Source organism: Labrys wisconsinensis (assembly GCF_030814995.1).
Classification (GTDB): Bacteria; Pseudomonadota; Alphaproteobacteria; order Rhizobiales; family Labraceae; genus Labrys; species Labrys wisconsinensis.
On record NZ_JAUSVX010000001.1, the window covers coordinates 331360 to 346616 of the forward strand.

Below are 15257 nucleotides of genomic sequence, written 5' to 3' on the forward strand. Positions count from 1 at the left end.
TGGGGATCGCCTTGCCGCCTGGGAAGGCCGCCGGCCCTCAGGCGCGCAGCAGGCGGGCCAGGGCGGCGTCGAGCAGGGCCTCCGGCAGCTCCATCAGCGCCGGCCGCGCCGTCCAGACCAGGGCGGCCCGCACCGTCCGGCCGGGATAGAGCCTGGCCAGCAGCGCCCGGTAGACCGCGAGCTGCGCCACCGCATCCTCGGGCACCCCGGCGAGATCGGCCGGCGGGTCGCGGCTGGTCTTGAAATCGGCGATCAGCACCGCGCCCTCTCCCGCCTGGAGCCGGTCGACCCGGCCCGTCACCGCCAGCGGCGGGCCGTCCTCGCGCGCGAGGCGCCCGGCGATCGGCACTTCCGCCCGCCCGCCCGGCGCGAACAGCGGCGCGAAGCTGGGATCGTCGAGGATGCGCAGCACCTCGCCCACCAGCGCCTCGTGCCCGTCGGCGAGCTCCGGCGCGGCGCGGGCGAGGAAGCGCCGGGCCGCGGCGAGCCGGTCCTCCGGCGCGATCTCCGGCAGGGACTGCAGCAGCCGATGCGCCAGGCGGCCGCGCGCGGCCGCGGCCGCCCCGCCCCGGGCACGGGCCGCGACGGTTTCGGCGGCCGGCACCGCCGCGGCGTCCGAGGGGCGCAGCACTCGCGCCGCCGGCGCCGGGGCCGGGGCGAAGGCGTGGAGCCAGGGCGGATCGGCCTCGCGCGCCGCCGCGGCCGCCGGCGACGGCGCGGCGACGGCGATGCGCGGCGTCCGCTCCCAGACGAGGCGCTCGCCGGCACCCTCCGGCATGGGCTCGGCCCGCGCCCCGCCGGCGCGCAGGGCCTCCTCGATCATGTCGTACCAGTTGCCGTCGCGCCGCGCCCGCTTGCCCTCGAAGCCGGTGACGACCAGGCGCTCCTCCGCCCGCGTCATCGCCACATAGAGCAGCCGCCGATGCTCGCCTTCGTCGGCCCGGCGCAGCCGCAGGCGCTCCAGCGCCAGCAGCGGCGGATCGGACGCCATCTTCGGCGACCAGGCGAACAGCGGCTCGCCCTGCGGCGCCAGGGGATCGACGGGGAAGAACAGCTTCGGATCGTGCCGGCCGCTCGGCGTGCCGCAGGTATCGGCCAGCACCACCACCCGGGCCTCCAGCCCCTTGGCGCCGTGCACGGTCATGACGCGCACCTCGTCGCGCGCCACGTCCATGTCGCGCTTCACCTGCGCCTCGGCGGCGCCGAGCCAGGCGAGGAAGCCCTGGAGGCTCGGCGTTTCCGCCCGCTCGTAATTGGCGGCGGCGTTGAGGAACTCGTCGAGCGCGTCGATCGCCTCCGGCCCGAGCCGCGCCAGGATGGCACGCCGGCCGCCGTCACGGGTGAGGAGGTCGGCGAAGAAGGTCGTCGGCGGCTTGAATGCCGCCTCGTCGATCCATTGCGCCAGCCGCCGATGCGCGGCGCGGCAGGCCGGATCGTCGGCGGCGGCCGCCTCCAGCGCCGCCCAGAGCGTGCCGCGCCGGCCAGGGGCGAGGCGGATCAGCACCGCGTCGTCGAGCCCGATCAGCGGCGTCTTCAGCAGCGCCGCCAGGGTCAGGTCGTCCTGGGGGGCGAGCACGAAGCGGGCCAGCGCCACCAGATCCATCACGGCGATATGGTCGGTCAGCACCAGCCGGTCGGCGCCGGCGACGGCAACGCGCTCGTGCTTCAATTCGCGGATCACCGCCTCGAACACGGCGTTGCGGCTGCGCACCAGCACCATGACGTCGCCGGCGCGGTAGCGCGCGCCCGTCGCCGGATCGCCCTCGTCGATCAGCCGCCGCACCTCGCGCGCCACCCGCCGCGCCACCTTCGCCGCCGGGCTCGAGCCCGGCGTCTCGTCGAAGGGCGCGTCCCAGGCCTCGATGTCGGGCTCTGCGTCGGGGCGCTCCACCGGCCAGACCTCGACACGCCCCGGCTCCTCCCCGCGCACGGTCGGGTGCTCGGTCGCGACATCGTCGAAGGACAGGCCCCGCCGGTTGTCGACGTCGGCGAACACCGCATCGACCGCTGCCAGCACGTCGCGGGTCGAGCGGAAGGAATGGGTGAGGTCGATCTCCTCGAACGGCTGCTCGGCGTCGCGGAAGCGGCCGGCGAACAGCCGGCGCATCCGGGCGAAGGCGTCCGGCGCCGCGCCCTGGAAGGAATAGATCGACTGCTTCTCGTCGCCGACCGCGAACAGGGTGCGTGCCACGAGGCGCGCACCCTCCCCGGCCGAGAACTCGCGCGCCAGGCGCTCGACGATGTCCCATTGCGACGGGCTGGTGTCCTGCGCCTCGTCGACCAGGATATGGTCGATGCCCTGATCGAGCTTGTAGAGCACCCAGTCCGCCCCGGCGCGCCGCAGCAGCGACAGGGTGCGCGCGACGAGGTCGTCGAAATCCAGCACCGCCCGCCGCCGCTTGCCGGTCTCGTAGCCGGCTATCAGCTTCTCGGCCAGCACCAGCAGCGCCTCGGAGCGCTCGACGCAGGCGGCGGCGCGCCGGCGCTCGGCCAGGTCGGCGACGCGCGCCTGCTCCGCGTCCAGCCGGGCGGCGAGGCCCGGCAGGCGCTTGCGCCCGTCCTGGGTCAGAAGGGTCGCGCGGGGCGCCTCCTCCCGGGTCAGGAACACGCCGGCATAGGCCTCGCAGCGCTCGCGCAGGCTGCCGGCGGCAGCCGCCGACTCCAGGGAAGCTGCGGCGCTCAGGTGGGATTTGCCGCCGAGGGCGCGCAGCTCGGCGGCGATGCTGCGCCATTCCGCAGCCGGCAGGCCTTCGCCGGAGATGCTCGCCTCGATCGCCGCGACGGTCTCCTCCTCCCCGAGCCCCAGGGCCCGCCGCAGGCGCGCGGCAGCGCCGGCCGGCGTGCGCGCCTTGCGCAGGATGGCGCGCAGCGTGTCGCGCTCGCCGGTGAGCTCGACCACCAGCTTGTCGAAGCTCTCCGCCCCCGCCTCCTCGACCACCCGCGCCATGGCCCGGCCGAGAGGGCCGTCGGGCGCGAGATTGGCCTCGATCAGCATGGCCTGGCGCGCATCGCCCAGCAGTTCGGCCGCGCCGCGGTCGTCGAGCACCGAGAACTGCGCCGGGACGTTGGCCTCGAAGGGAAAGAGGTGCAGCACCCGCTCGCAGAAGGCATGGATGGTGAGGAGCTTGAGGCCGCCGGGCGTCTCCACCGCCGCCGCGAACAGCCGCCGCGCCCGGGCCAGCGCCGCCGCGTCCGGCAAGGCTCCCTCGATCGCGGCGATCTCCCGCGCCAGCTCGGCATCGGGCAGGCGGGCCCAGCGGCCGAGGTCGCGGAAGATGCGGTTCTGCATGTTGGCGGCCGCCGCCTTGGTGAAGGTCAGGCACAGGATGCGCGCCGGCGCCGCCCCGGCGAGCAGCAGCCGCACCACCCGGCGCGTCAGCACCGTGGTCTTGCCCGAGCCGGCATTGGCCGACACCCAGGCCGAGACGGCGGGATCGGAGGCCCGGCGCTGGCGCTCGATGGTGACGGGCGGGATGTGGCGGGTCACGGCGGTGCACACGCGGGGGCCGCACATGCGGCAGCGAGTCCCGTCGGATCGGCGGCATGAACGGGGTGGAACGAAGCGCAACCGAAGCCTTCTCCACCGGAGGTGGGGAAGGTGGCGCCACGAAGTGGCGACGGATGGGGTGTGGCCCGCTGGTCTCGACGCTTGCCAGATCTGCACAAGCATCCGCGCCATCCGAACATCGCCTCGAACTTGCCCACCACACCCCATCCGCCCATGCTCCGCATGGGCACCTTCCCCAGCTTCGTGGGGAAGGCTTTCGCGTGCCTTATCCTGCTCTGCGCCGCCCCTCCCCTCATTCCGCCTCCTCCGCCTCGCCGGCCAGCGACCATTCGCGCACGCGGGCGAGGTGGTCGTAGTCGCCGGCGAAGCGCTTCTGGAACATCGGGTGCAGGCGCGAGGCATAGGGCGTCGCCGGGTCCTCGAAACGGTCGATCAACCCCTTGAGCCGCAGGAGCGAGCGCAGCGCCACCGCTTCGGCCGTCTCGTCCTTGAACTGGATCGGCTTCTCCTGGCCGCCCTCGCGGTCGCCGGCGAGCCGCACGATGGCCAGGCCCGCGAGGAGCTCGGCCCGGGGCAGGCCGGCAAAGCCGCCTTGCATCAGCATGGCCGCCTCCAGGGCGAGCTGCGGGGCGAGGCCGACCTGGACTTGGGGGCCCGTCGGTGCCTGGCCGGTCTTGAAGTCGACGATGCTCCAGCCGCCGTCGCGCCGGGCCTCGATGCGGTCGGCGCGGGCCCTGAGCGTGAAGACGCGCCCGCCCGCCGTGTCCCAGGTGAGCCGGCCCGACGCCTCGACATGCACGGCGGCGAGGTCGCCGCGCCGGCTGCGCTCCCATTTCGTCAGGAAGGCGGCGATGCGGGCAAAGCGCGGACGCCAGAAGGCCTGCACGTCGGGATAATCGGCGAAATCGGCGAACAGGCGCTCCTCGATCGCTCGCAGCCGCGCCTCGGCGTCCGGCGGCACGCCGCCGGCGCACAGGGCGGCGAATTCGGCCGCCGCCGCGTGCACCAGGGTGCCGCGGTCGGCCGCGCCCGGCGCCGTGGCGATCTCCTCGAGCGGCTCGAGCCCGAGGACATGACGGCCATAGATGGCGTAGGGGTCGCGCACCAGGGTCTCGATCTCCGTCACCGACAGCGAGGCCGGGCGCAGCGCCAGGGGCGGGCGCGGCTCCGGGGCGCCGAGCGCCGGCAGAGCCTGGCGGGGCGCATCGATCCGCCCGGCGAGGTCGCGCCAGCGGCCCCCGCCTGCGGCGATGGCCGCGTGCACGTCCGGCCGGGCGGCGGCGAGGCGCTGCAGCCAGCGGGCGGCGACGGTCGGGGCGCCGCCGCGCTTCAGCGCCCGCGTCAGCACCACCTCGCCGGCGCCGAAGGCCTGCTCGAAATCGTGCGCGGTCAGGCCGATGCGCTTTTCCGGCGCCGGCAGGCCGATCGCCGCCCGCATCGGCCGGTTGAGCCAGGGATCCGTGCGCATGTCGGGCGGCCACACGCCTTCGTCCAGGCCGCCGAGCACCAGGCGATCGACCGGAATGAGCCGCGCCTCCAGGAGGCCGAAAATCGCGATGGCGGGGTGCCTCGGCTCGCCGCCGCGCGCGGTGCGGCCGGCGGCCAGCGCCGCGAACAAGCCAGGATATTCGGCGGCCGGGCAGTCCAGCGCTGCGGGCGGCACCGCGAGCAGTTCCTCGAAGAAGTCGGCCAGCGCCTCCCCGGCCTCGCCGGCATAGAGTTCCGGCGTGCCGGCGCCCGCGGCCTCGGTCGCCGCGACATGGGCGGCGAACAGGGTGCTCGCCGGCGCGGCACCGGCCTCACGCAGGGCGGCGCGCAGCGGCGACAGCGCCGTGTCGAGCGCGTCGAGCAGCCGGGCGGCAGCGGCCCAGTCCGCGGCCGAGAGCGCCCGCCGCGCCGCCGGCGCATGGGGATCGCCGGCACGGGCCTCGCCGAGCGCCAGCGCCTTGCGCAGACCAACGATGCCGGGCGGCGGCTGCGGACCGCGCAGCGCGCCGATCTCGAGCGCCTGCGTCGCCGCACGCACCGCGCCGCGGCCGAGCCCGAGAGCGGCGAAGGGGTGCTTCAGCAGCGCCAGCACCGGCACGGCGGCGAAATCCGACAGCGCCACGTCGAGCACCAGGCGGGCGAACACGCCGGGCGGGGTCGACAGCAGCGGCCGGCCGGCGCTGTCGTCGGCCTCGATGCCCCAGCGGCCGAGCTCGGCCGCCACCCGGGCGGCGAGCGCCCGGTCCGGTGTGATCAGCGCCGCCCGGCGGCCCGGCATCTCCAGCGTCTCGCGCAGCACCAGCGCGACGGCGAGCGCCTCCTCCGCCTCGTTCGCCGCCTCCACCAGGGTGACGTCGGCGAAGGCGGCGCCCGCTTCCGCGGCGTCCGCGCCAGGCGTTGCGGCCCATAGATGCGTCGTTTCCGCCGGCCGGAGCGCCTCGGACAGGATGCGCTGGCGCTCGGCCCTGGCGCGTGGCGCGCGGCCGAGGGGCGCCACCGCCTCCCGCTCCACGCCGAACGCGGCGAGCAGCGCCTTGAGGCCGGCCTGCGGGTGGCCGGGCGCGCCCTCCCCGTCGGTGATGGCTCGCCAGGAGGCCTCGTCCAGGCCCTGGTCGAGCCCCGGCAGCACCACGGCGCCGCGCGGGTTGGCCGCCACCGCCCGCATCAGGTCGCGCGTCGCCGGAATCGAGCCGGTCGAGCCGGCGACCACCACCGGCCCGGTCGCCGCGGCCGAGAACCGCTCGACCTCGGCCTCCAGCAAGAGGTTGCGGCGCTCGGCCGCATCGAGCCGCCCCTGCTCGGCGACATGCGCCGGCCATTGCGCCGTGACGATCTCCAGGAAACGGGTGGTCAGGTCCCAATAGCGGTCGTAGCGCCCCTGGTGCTCGGCGGTGAGGATCTCCAGCGCCGCCGCGGGCACGCGCTCGATGGTCATGCCGTCGATGAAGCGCCCGAGCTCCACCGCCAGGGCCGCCGCGTCGCCGGAGGAGGAGGGGATCAGCAGCGGCTCCGCCTCGCCCTCTTCCGGCAGCAGCGCCCCGGCGAGGCCCTTGCTCCAGGCCAGGATCAGCCGGGTCAGGGCGATCTGGCGCTCCAGCCCGCCGACCGCCTCGGGCAGGCCGAGCGCCTCGGCGCCGGCCTCGAAGGCGGCCTCGTCCTCGTCGACCTCGCCGAGCGCCATCAGGCGCGGCAGCAGCACCGCCTCGCCGCCGAGCCGATCGAGGAACACCTCGCGCAGCGCCCGGATCGAGCGGCGCGTCGGCAGGAACAGCGTGGCGGAGGCGAGCGCCAGCGGGTCCGCGCGGGGCACGAAGCCGGGCACGAGCACGCCGTCGACCAGGGCGTCGACCAGCGTGGCGAGGAAGGGCGCCCCCGGCGGGATGGTGAAGAGGTTGAGCCCGCGCGCCATGCCTCACTGGCCGAGGACGGCTTCGCCCAGGCGCAGCGGCGCGGTGAGGATCGTGCCGGCCGTGTCGACGACGAAGGTGCCGGTGCGCGAGATCGGGTTGCCGCGCTGGGCGAGATCGTCGCGCGCCACCACGTCGTGCAGCGTCGGCAGGATGTTGAGGAACTTGCTGTGGCGCATGGTGTCCTCGCTCGCCTGGTCGGAGAGGTCGATCACCCTGAGACCATACTGCTTGATCGCCGCCTGCGCCTGCGGCGTGTCGACCAGCACGTTGCCGACCCGCGGCACGTCGCCGGCCAGGCGCTGCGAGGCGGCGAGGGCCCGGTCGTCGCGCGAGACGATGACGGTGATCGGCTCGTTGAGCTTGCCGATGACGTCGAGCTGGGTGCGGAACACGTCGACGTCGATGTCGGGCGACATCAGGAACACGTCGCCGAGCTTGGCCAGAAAGGGCGAGCTGGCGCGCAGCTTGGCCTGGCGCAGCGTCTCCACCGCCAGCCAGTTGCCCATGCTGTGGGCGAGGATGTGGATCCGCTTCACGCCGGGAGCGCGGGCGACGTCGTCGAGGAACTGCTCGAGATAATCGCGGGAATAGGTCGTGCTCTCGCGATCGGCGACATAGCCGGTCAGCGTGCCGCGCGAAGGCCAGGCGAAGGCGACCATGGTGCCGGGAAAGCCGCCATCCTTGGTGAGCTGCGCCACCCGGAACACGGCTTCCTGATAATTGGTGTTGTAGCCGTGCACGAACACCACCACGTCGCCGCTGGCCGGCTTGCCGCCTGGCTGGCGGGCGGCGAGATCCGCGTCGAAGGCGGCACGGTCGAGAGTCTCGCTGCGGGTCACCACGAAATTGCGGGCCGGATCCCCTGGCGGGCGGTCGGGCCATTCGATCGTGCCCGTCACGTGCGTCGGCGGAATCGAGATCTGGTAGCGCTCGTAGTTGAGCGTCCGCGACCGGCCGTCCGTGAAGGCATAGCGGTCCTGGGTCGAACGGTCGCGGGTGGTGGCCACCAGCACCGAGACCGGGGTGCCGACGCCGGTCGCCTCGACGGGATGCAGCAGCAGGCTTCCCGGCCGTTCGCCGCAGGCGGCGAGGCTCGCCGCCAGCACCATGGCCGCGGCCAGCCGCAACCCCGTTCTCATGGCGTCCATCATCGCGAGCGCATGCCTCCCGGTCGGCCGGCAATCTATCGGGCCGGACGCCGGGAGGGAACCGGCAATCGCCCGGCGTCCCCGGAAGGCCGCCGCGCCGGGCTCGGCGTCCCCGGAAGGCCGCTGCGCCGGGCTCAGCGTCCCTTCCACACCGGCGCCCGGCGCTCGACGAAGGCCTTGGCACCTTCGCGCGAATCCTCCGAGAGCTGCATGGCCCGGTGTGCCGGCACCTTGCCGGCGGCGACGTGCTCATAGGCCTCGCGCACGCTCATGCCGTCGGTCTCGGCCAGGATCGCCTTGACCGCGGCCACCGCCAGCGGCGCTGCCGCGACGATGCGCTCGGCCAGGGCGCGGGCCGTCGCCATCAGCTCGGCGCCCGGCACGACGGCATTGGCCAGGCCCCAGGCCTTGGCCTCCGCGGCCGTGAAGCGCCGGCCGGTGAGCAGCAGCTCCGCGGCGACCGCCGGCGGGATGCGCCGCGGCAGGCGCTGGATGCCGCCGGCATCGGCGACCAGGCCGACCGTCACCTCCGACAGGGCGAACTCGGCATGGTCGGCCACCACCATCAGGTCGGCGGCCAGGGCCAGCTCGCAGCCGCCGGCGATGGCGACGCCGTTGACCGCGGCGATCACCGGCTTGGACAGCTCCCAGAAGGCGGTGAGGCCGGCAAAGCCGCCGGGGCCGAAATCCGTGTCCGGCTCCTCCGCGCCCGACGCCGCAGCCTTGAGGTCCCAGCCCGCCGAGAAGATGCGCTCGCCGCCGCCGGTGAGGATCGCCACCCGGAGCGCCGGGTCGTCCTGCAGGGTGCGGAAGGCGGCGTGCAGCGCCCTGGACGTGGCGAGGTCGATGGCGTTGGCCTTGGGCCGGTCGAGCGTGACCTCCAGCACCGCGCCGCGACGTTCCAGCTTGACGGCTTCGCTCATCGGCCTGCTCCTGTTCCGGGGGTGTCGACCATGCGGATCAGCGCGTCGGCCGCCACCGCCCCATAGCCTTCCGGCAGCACGAACAGCGGGTTGACGTCGAGCTCGACCAGCCGGTCGGCATTGCGCTGGGCAAAGTCGGCCACGGCCAGGATCGCCCGCACCGTGGCCCGGATGTCGCCCTTGGGCTTGCCGCGGAAGCCTTCCAGCAGCCGGGCGACGCGCAGCCCCATCAGCCGCTCGCGCACCTCCTCGGCGGTGACCGGCAGCAGCATGGTGGTGGCGTCCTGCAGGAGCTCGACCATGACGCCGCCGGCACCGACGGTGAGCGTTGGACCGAACTGGGCATCGCGCACCACGCCGACGATCAGCTCGGCCACCGGCCGCTCGACCATGCGCTCGACCAGGAACCGGTCGGACAGGTGCGACATGGCGTCGACCGCGTCGGCGACGTCGGCGCGCGAGCGCAGGCCGAGCTTGACGCCGCCGACGTCGGACTTGTGCGCCACCGTCTCCGAATGGATCTTCACCGCCACGGGAAAGCCGAGCGCGGCGGCGGTGGAGGCGACCTCGACCGCCCGGGCGAGACGGCTCGGCGGCACTTCCAGCCCGTGGCGGGCGAGCAGGCGCTTGGATTCGTGCTCGCTCAGGACGCGCGCCTTGCCGATATCGAGCGCGGCCGGCGGCTTCAGCGCCACCAGGCCGGCGCGGCGCGCCCGGGCGGCGCCGAAGGCGGCGGCATGGGCAGTGGCGGTCAGGGCGTCGCCGATGCCCTGCAGCGGCGCCACGCCGAGCGCCATCAGCGCCTTGGCGTCCTCCTCCGGCATGTTCTCGGGCAGCGAGGCCACTACCGCGGCCCGGGCCGCGTTCTTCTTCGCGGCGGCGGCGATGGCGGCCCGCGCCGCGGCGAAGCCGCCGTCCGGCACCAGGCCGCGATCGGTGCGCGGCTGGTCGAGCACCAGGAGGTTGAGGTCGTAGCCGGAGGCCAGCATCTCGCCGAACACCGCCTCGTTGGCCGCGGCGTCGCCCCAGATATAGGTGTGGTAGTCGAGCGGGTTGGCGACGTGAACCTTCTCGGTCAGCAAAGTCTGCAGCCGGGCGGCATTCGCCTCGGGGATCGGCGCGAAGTCGAGGCCGCGGTCCTCGGCAATGTCGGCGATCAGCGCCGCTTCGCCGCCCGAGCAGCTCATCGACGAGATCCGCCGCCCGGGCAGGCCGCCGAACATGTGCATCAGCTTCAACGTCTCGACGAAGGCCGGCACGTCGCCGACCCGCGCCACGCCATAGCGCTGGAACAGGGCGTCGTAGAGCCCGTCCGGCCCGGCGAGCGAGGAGGTATGGCTCATCGCCATCTCCGCGCCGATGCGCGAGCGGCCGGTCTTGAGCACCACCAGCGGCACGCCCTTCTCCAGGGCCGCGATCGCCGCCTTGGAGAACAGCGCCGCGTCGCCGACGCCCTCGATGTGCAGCCCGATCGCCGTGACGCGGTCGTCGGCGAGCAGGGCCTCGATATAGTCGCCGTGGTCGCCGATCGCCTTGTTGCCGACGGCGATGACATAGGCGACCGGCAGGCCGCGCCGCTGCATCGTCACGTTGAGGGCGATGTTGCCGGACTGGGTGATGATCGCCACGCCGCGCTCGCAGCGCTCGGCCCCGTGCGTGTCCGGCCACAGCACGCAGCCGTCGAGCAGGTTCAGCACGCCGTAGCAGTTGGGCCCGACCAGCGGCATGCCGTTCGCCTGCTCGACCAGGCGCTGCTGCAGCGCCGCGCCCTCGCCGCCGATCTCGGCGAAGCCGGCGGCGTAGCACACCGCCGCCCCCGCCCCGCGCCGCGACAGCGCGCCGACGATGTCGACGGTCGGCTCGCGCGGGGCGCCGATGAACACCGCGTCCGGCGCCTCCGGCAGGTCCTCGACGTGGGCATAGGCCTTATGGCCGCTGATCTCGGCCTTATCGGGGTGGATCGGCCAGATCGGACCGGCATAGCCGATGCGCTCGCTCTCGCGGATGATCACGGCGGCAAGGCGGCCGCCGGCCACGGCGATGTGGCGGGGCTTGAGAAGGCGGCGAAGGCCCTCGACGATGGTCATGTGCGAGACCCGAATCTCGAATTGGAGCGGCACGGGACGCACGAAGCCCGGCGGGTAGGACGCGGGGCAAGCAGCATCGGCCTGGAGCGGAGGTTGCTAGGATCGGGCAGGAAAGGCTGCTGCGTCAAGCCGATCCACCCGAATCAGCGCGTTTTGGCTTCATGCGGGCGCAGGAGCTGGCGGGCGATGATCAGCCGCTGGATCTCGCTGGTGCCGTCCCAGATGCGTTCCACCCGCGCATCCTTCCACCAGCGCGCGATCGGCAGGCTGTCCATCAGGCCCATGCCGCCGAAGGTCTGGACCGCGCGATCCGTCAGCTTGCCCAGCATCTCGGAGGCGGCGAGCTTGGCCATGGCGAAGTCGGCATCGCTCGCCCGGCCCTGGTCGAGCAGCCAGGCGGCGCGCAGCGTCAGGAGCTCGGCCGCCTCCAGCTCCACCATCAGGTCGGCCAGCGGGAAGGACACGCCCTGGAACTGCGAGATGGTCTGGCCGAACTGGCGGCGCTGGCCGGCCCATTCCAGCGTCGCCTCCATCACCCGCCGCGCCCGGCCGATCGAGGTTGCGGCGACGGTGAGGCGGGTGGCGCCAAGCCACTCGTTCATCAGGTCGAAGCCGCGGCCCTCCCGGCCGAGCAGCTGGCTCGCCGGCAGCTTGCAGTCGTCGAAGAACAATTCGCAATTGTGATAGCCGCGATGCGACACCGCGTTGGGCCCGCGCCGCACGGTGAGGCCGGGCGTGCCCTTGTCGACGAGGAAGCCGGAGATCTGGTTTCGCGGCCCGCGCCTGGTCTCCTCCGTGCCGGTCACCGCGAACAGGATGATGAAGTCGGCCCGGTCGGCATGGCTGATGAAATGCTTCTGGCCGTTGATGACATAGTCGTCGCCCTGGCGCACCGCCCGCGTCTTCATCGAGCGCACGTCCGAGCCGGCGCCCGGCTCGGTCATGGCCAGGCAGTCGTGCCGCTCGCCGCGGACCGTCGGCAGGAGATAGCGCTCGCGCTGCTCGTCGCTGCAGCCCTGCAGGATGTTGGAGGGGCGCGCCACCAGCATCTGCAGCGCATAGTTGGCGCGGCCGAGCTCGCGCTCGAGCAGGGCGAGGCCGAGCGCGTCCAGGCCGCCGCCGCCGACCTCGCCGGGCATGTTGGCGGCATAGAGCCCGAGCTCGATCGCCTTGGCCCGGATCCGGCGGGCGAGGTCGTCCGGGATCTCGTCCGTCGCCTCGACCAGGTCCTCGTGCGGATAAAGCTCCTCCTCGACGAACCGGCGGACGGTTTCGACGAGCATCTCATGCTCTTGCGAGAGGGCGAACTGCACGGGGCGATCCTCAAGATCCCTGGGGAGCGGCGATCCTACAGGGGAGGCAACGGCGACAGCAGCAGAACGCGACGCTCATGATGCAAAACGCGACGCATCCATCTCGATGACCGTCGAGACCGGCCCCACCGCGGCGGCGCGCAGGGCGGCCTCCACCTCGGCGAGCGAGTCGGCGGCGACATGCTCGCAGCCGAAGGCGCGGGCGATCAGCGAGAAGTCGGTCGGATGCAGCTCGACGCCCAGCGGCGCGATCTGGCGCCGGATCATGTAGTTCTCGATCTCGCCGTAGCGCCGGTCGTTCCAGAGCAGCACGATCACCGGCAGGCCGGACTCGGTGGCGGCGGCGAATTCGGGCAGCGTGTATTGCAGGCCGCCGTCGCCGATGATGCACACGACAGGCGCCTCCGGCCGTGCGGCCTTGGCGCCGATCGCGGCCGGCAGGGCATAGCCGAGCGTGCCGAAGCCGGTGGCCGCGCTCATCCAGCGCCGCGGTGCCGGCGGCTCGGCCAGGAAGTTGCCGCCATAGCTCGCCGAGGTCGAATCGGCGGCGACGATCGCTTCCGGCAGCACGCGCCAGAGCGCGTCGAGCAGCGGCCGGTGCCTGGTGTAGCGCGGGTCCGCGCCGTCCATCAGCGCCGCGCGCAGGGCCTGCGCGCGCGCCGGCCCGTCGCTGGCCAGCGGCGCGAGCAGCGGCGTCAGCGCCCGGGCGAAGCGGCCGGCATCGGCCAGCACCGGCAGGGCCGGGCGGGCATTGCGGGCGAGCTGGCGCGGGTCGATGTCGACGCGGATGACGTCGCCCTGGAGCTCCAGCCCGCCCTCCTCGTACCAGAAGTCGGTCTCGCCGAGCTCGGTGCCGAGCGCCAGCACCACGTCGGCCTCCCCGACCAGGCGGTGCAGGGCCGGCGTCAGCACGCAGCCGCCGCCGAGCAGGGGATGGCCGGGCGGCAGGATGCCCTTGGCATTGGCGGTGAGCAGCACCGGGGCGCCGAGCCGCTCGGCCATGGCGCGCACGGCATCGGCGCCCGATATGGCGCCGCCGCCGACGATGACCAGCGGCCGCCGCGCCGCGTTGAGCCGCGCCGCCGCGGCGGCGACGGCATCGGGGTCGGGCAGGCCCGGCCGCGCCGGGCTCGCCGGCGCCGCGGACGGCAGCGCGTAGGGCTCGGACAGGAGATCGATCGGGAGCTCGATCAGCACCGGGCCGGGCCGGGCCGAGGCGAACACGGCGAAGGCCTCGTCGAGCGCCGGCACCAGCTGGCTCGCGGTCAGCACGGTGAGGGCCAGCACGGCGACCTCGCGGCCGACCGCCGACTGGCCGCGCAGCTCGTGCAGCCGGCCCTCGCCGCGGCCGAGCGTCGCCCGCGGATTGAGCGTGGCGAACACCAGCATCGGCACCGAATCGGCCATGGCCTGGCCCATGGCGGTAGCGATGTTGAGCAGGCCCGGGCCGGTGACGATGAAGCAGGCCGCCGGCCGGCCCGTCGCCCGGGCGAAGCCGTCCGCCATGAAGCCGGCGCCCTGCTCGTGGCGCGGCGTGACGTGCCGGAGGCCGGAGCCGGGCAGGCCGCGATAGAGCTCGACCGTGTGCACGCCGGGAATGCCGAACACGGTGTCGATGCCGCGCGCGGCCAGCAGCGCCGGGATGGCGGAGCCGAGAGGGGGGAGGTCGGTCATCGCAGTGCTCCGTCTCAGGCGGCCCGCCCATGGGTCAGCCGGATCGCCAGGCGCACCATGCGCTCGGCCGCCTCGTGCAGCACCGCCTCGTCGGCGGAGAGGCTGACGCGCACGTGTCCGCCCGCCTGCTCGCCGAAGGACGAGCCCGGCATGACGGCCACGCGTTCCTCCTCGAGCAGGCGCCAGGCGAAGGCCTCGCCCGTCAAGCCCGTGCCGCTGACGTCGACCATGGCGAACATGCCGCCTTCGGGCATCGGGCAGGCGAGGCCCGGCGTGTTGCCCAGCCGGTCGGGCAGCACCTTCGCCCGCCGGCGGAAGGTCTCGACCATGGCGTGGCACTCGGCGAAGTCGCCCTCCACCGCCACGGCCGCCGCGTCCATGATGAAGGGCTGGGCGCCGAACAGCATCATCTCCGAGAGCGGCAGCAGGCGGTCGATCAGCTCCACCGGCCCCGCGCACCAGCCGGCCCGAAGGCCCGGCAGCATGTGCGACTTGGAGATGGAGGACACCACCGCCGTGCGCTCGGCCCCGAGCGGATGGTCGAAGGGCGAGGCGAAGCTGCCGGCATAGGCCATGGTCTCGTAGACCTCGTCGGAGACGATCCACAGGTCGTGCCGGGCGCAGACCGCGGCGATTTCGCCGATCTCCTCGTAGCTCAGGGTGGCGCCGGTCGGATTGTGCGGCGTGTTGAGCAGCAGCACGCGCGAGCGCGGCGTGATCCCGGCCTCGAGGTCGGCGGCGCGCATGTGGAAGCCGTGGGCCGGATCGAGCGGCACGAACACCGGCGTCGCGCCGCTGGCGCGGATGACGCCTTCGTAGGTTGCGTAGAGGGGATCGCCGACCAGCACCTCGTCGCCCGCCTCGGCCAGGGTGCGCATGACGGCGTAGAGCGCCGTCTGGGTGCCGGGGAGATAGGCGATGTTGCCGGGGCCGATCGGCCGGCCGCTGCGCCGGGCATATTTGCGGGCCAGCGCCTCGATCACGCCGGCATCGCCGCGCCCGCCGCTATACTTGGTGCGGCGCCGATGGAGCCCGTCGATGGCGGCGTCGATCACCGCCTGCGGCGGCGGCGTGTCGGGCTCGCCGATGGTCAGCTCGATGATGCTCTGGCCGGCGCCGGCGCGGCGGCGCGCCTCGTGGTGCAGTGCCCATTTGTCGGCGCCGAGCCCGGCCAGGCGGCTGGTGACGGATGCGAAGCGCAAGATC

General features: G+C 73.9%; 8 protein-coding genes. All 8 read right to left on the bottom strand.

From position 1 onward, the window contains the following. Positions 1–37: 37 nt before the first annotated feature. The 8 genes from addA to QO011_RS01540 all read right to left on the bottom strand — a co-directional run bounded on the left by addA (position 38) and on the right by QO011_RS01540 (position 15253). Positions 38–3514, bottom strand: a complete 3477-nt coding sequence (gene addA / locus QO011_RS01505) for a double-strand break repair helicase AddA (protein ID WP_307266735.1) — start codon at positions 3512–3514, stop codon at positions 38–40. 286 nt (positions 3515–3800) lie between these two features. Further along, the gene (gene addB / locus QO011_RS01510) at positions 3801–6905 is read right to left on the bottom strand and encodes a double-strand break repair protein AddB (protein ID WP_307266737.1); all 3105 of its coding nucleotides are present in this window, start codon (positions 6903–6905) and stop codon (positions 3801–3803) included. Between the two features lie 3 nt (positions 6906–6908). Next, entirely contained in the window at positions 6909–8045 is a 1137-nt protein-coding gene (locus tag QO011_RS01515) for an alpha/beta hydrolase (protein WP_307266740.1), read from the bottom strand. Positions 8046–8188: 143 nt separating this feature from the next. Continuing rightward, positions 8189–8977: an enoyl-CoA hydratase-related protein gene (locus QO011_RS01520; RefSeq protein WP_307266743.1), complete on the bottom strand. Its 789-nt coding sequence runs from the start codon at positions 8975–8977 to the stop codon at positions 8189–8191. Beyond that, positions 8974–11064 (bottom strand): acetate--CoA ligase family protein, encoded by a 2091-nt coding sequence (locus QO011_RS01525; RefSeq protein ID WP_307266746.1) that lies wholly within the window; start codon positions 11062–11064, stop codon positions 8974–8976. The genes QO011_RS01520 and QO011_RS01525 overlap by 4 nt, the downstream gene beginning before the upstream one ends. A 143-nt stretch (positions 11065–11207) precedes the next feature. Beyond that, on the bottom strand, positions 11208–12377 hold the full coding sequence (locus tag QO011_RS01530; protein ID WP_307266749.1) for an acyl-CoA dehydrogenase family protein: 1170 nt from the start codon (positions 12375–12377) through the stop codon (positions 11208–11210). A gap of 75 nt (positions 12378–12452) precedes the next feature. Further along, positions 12453–14051 (bottom strand): 5-guanidino-2-oxopentanoate decarboxylase, encoded by a 1599-nt coding sequence (locus tag QO011_RS01535; protein WP_307266751.1) that lies wholly within the window; start codon positions 14049–14051, stop codon positions 12453–12455. 14 nt (positions 14052–14065) lie between these two features. Further along, a complete protein-coding gene (locus QO011_RS01540) occupies positions 14066–15253 on the bottom strand; it encodes a pyridoxal phosphate-dependent aminotransferase (RefSeq protein WP_307266754.1) in 1188 nt (395 codons plus the stop codon). Between the last annotated feature and the right edge of the window lie 4 nt (positions 15254–15257).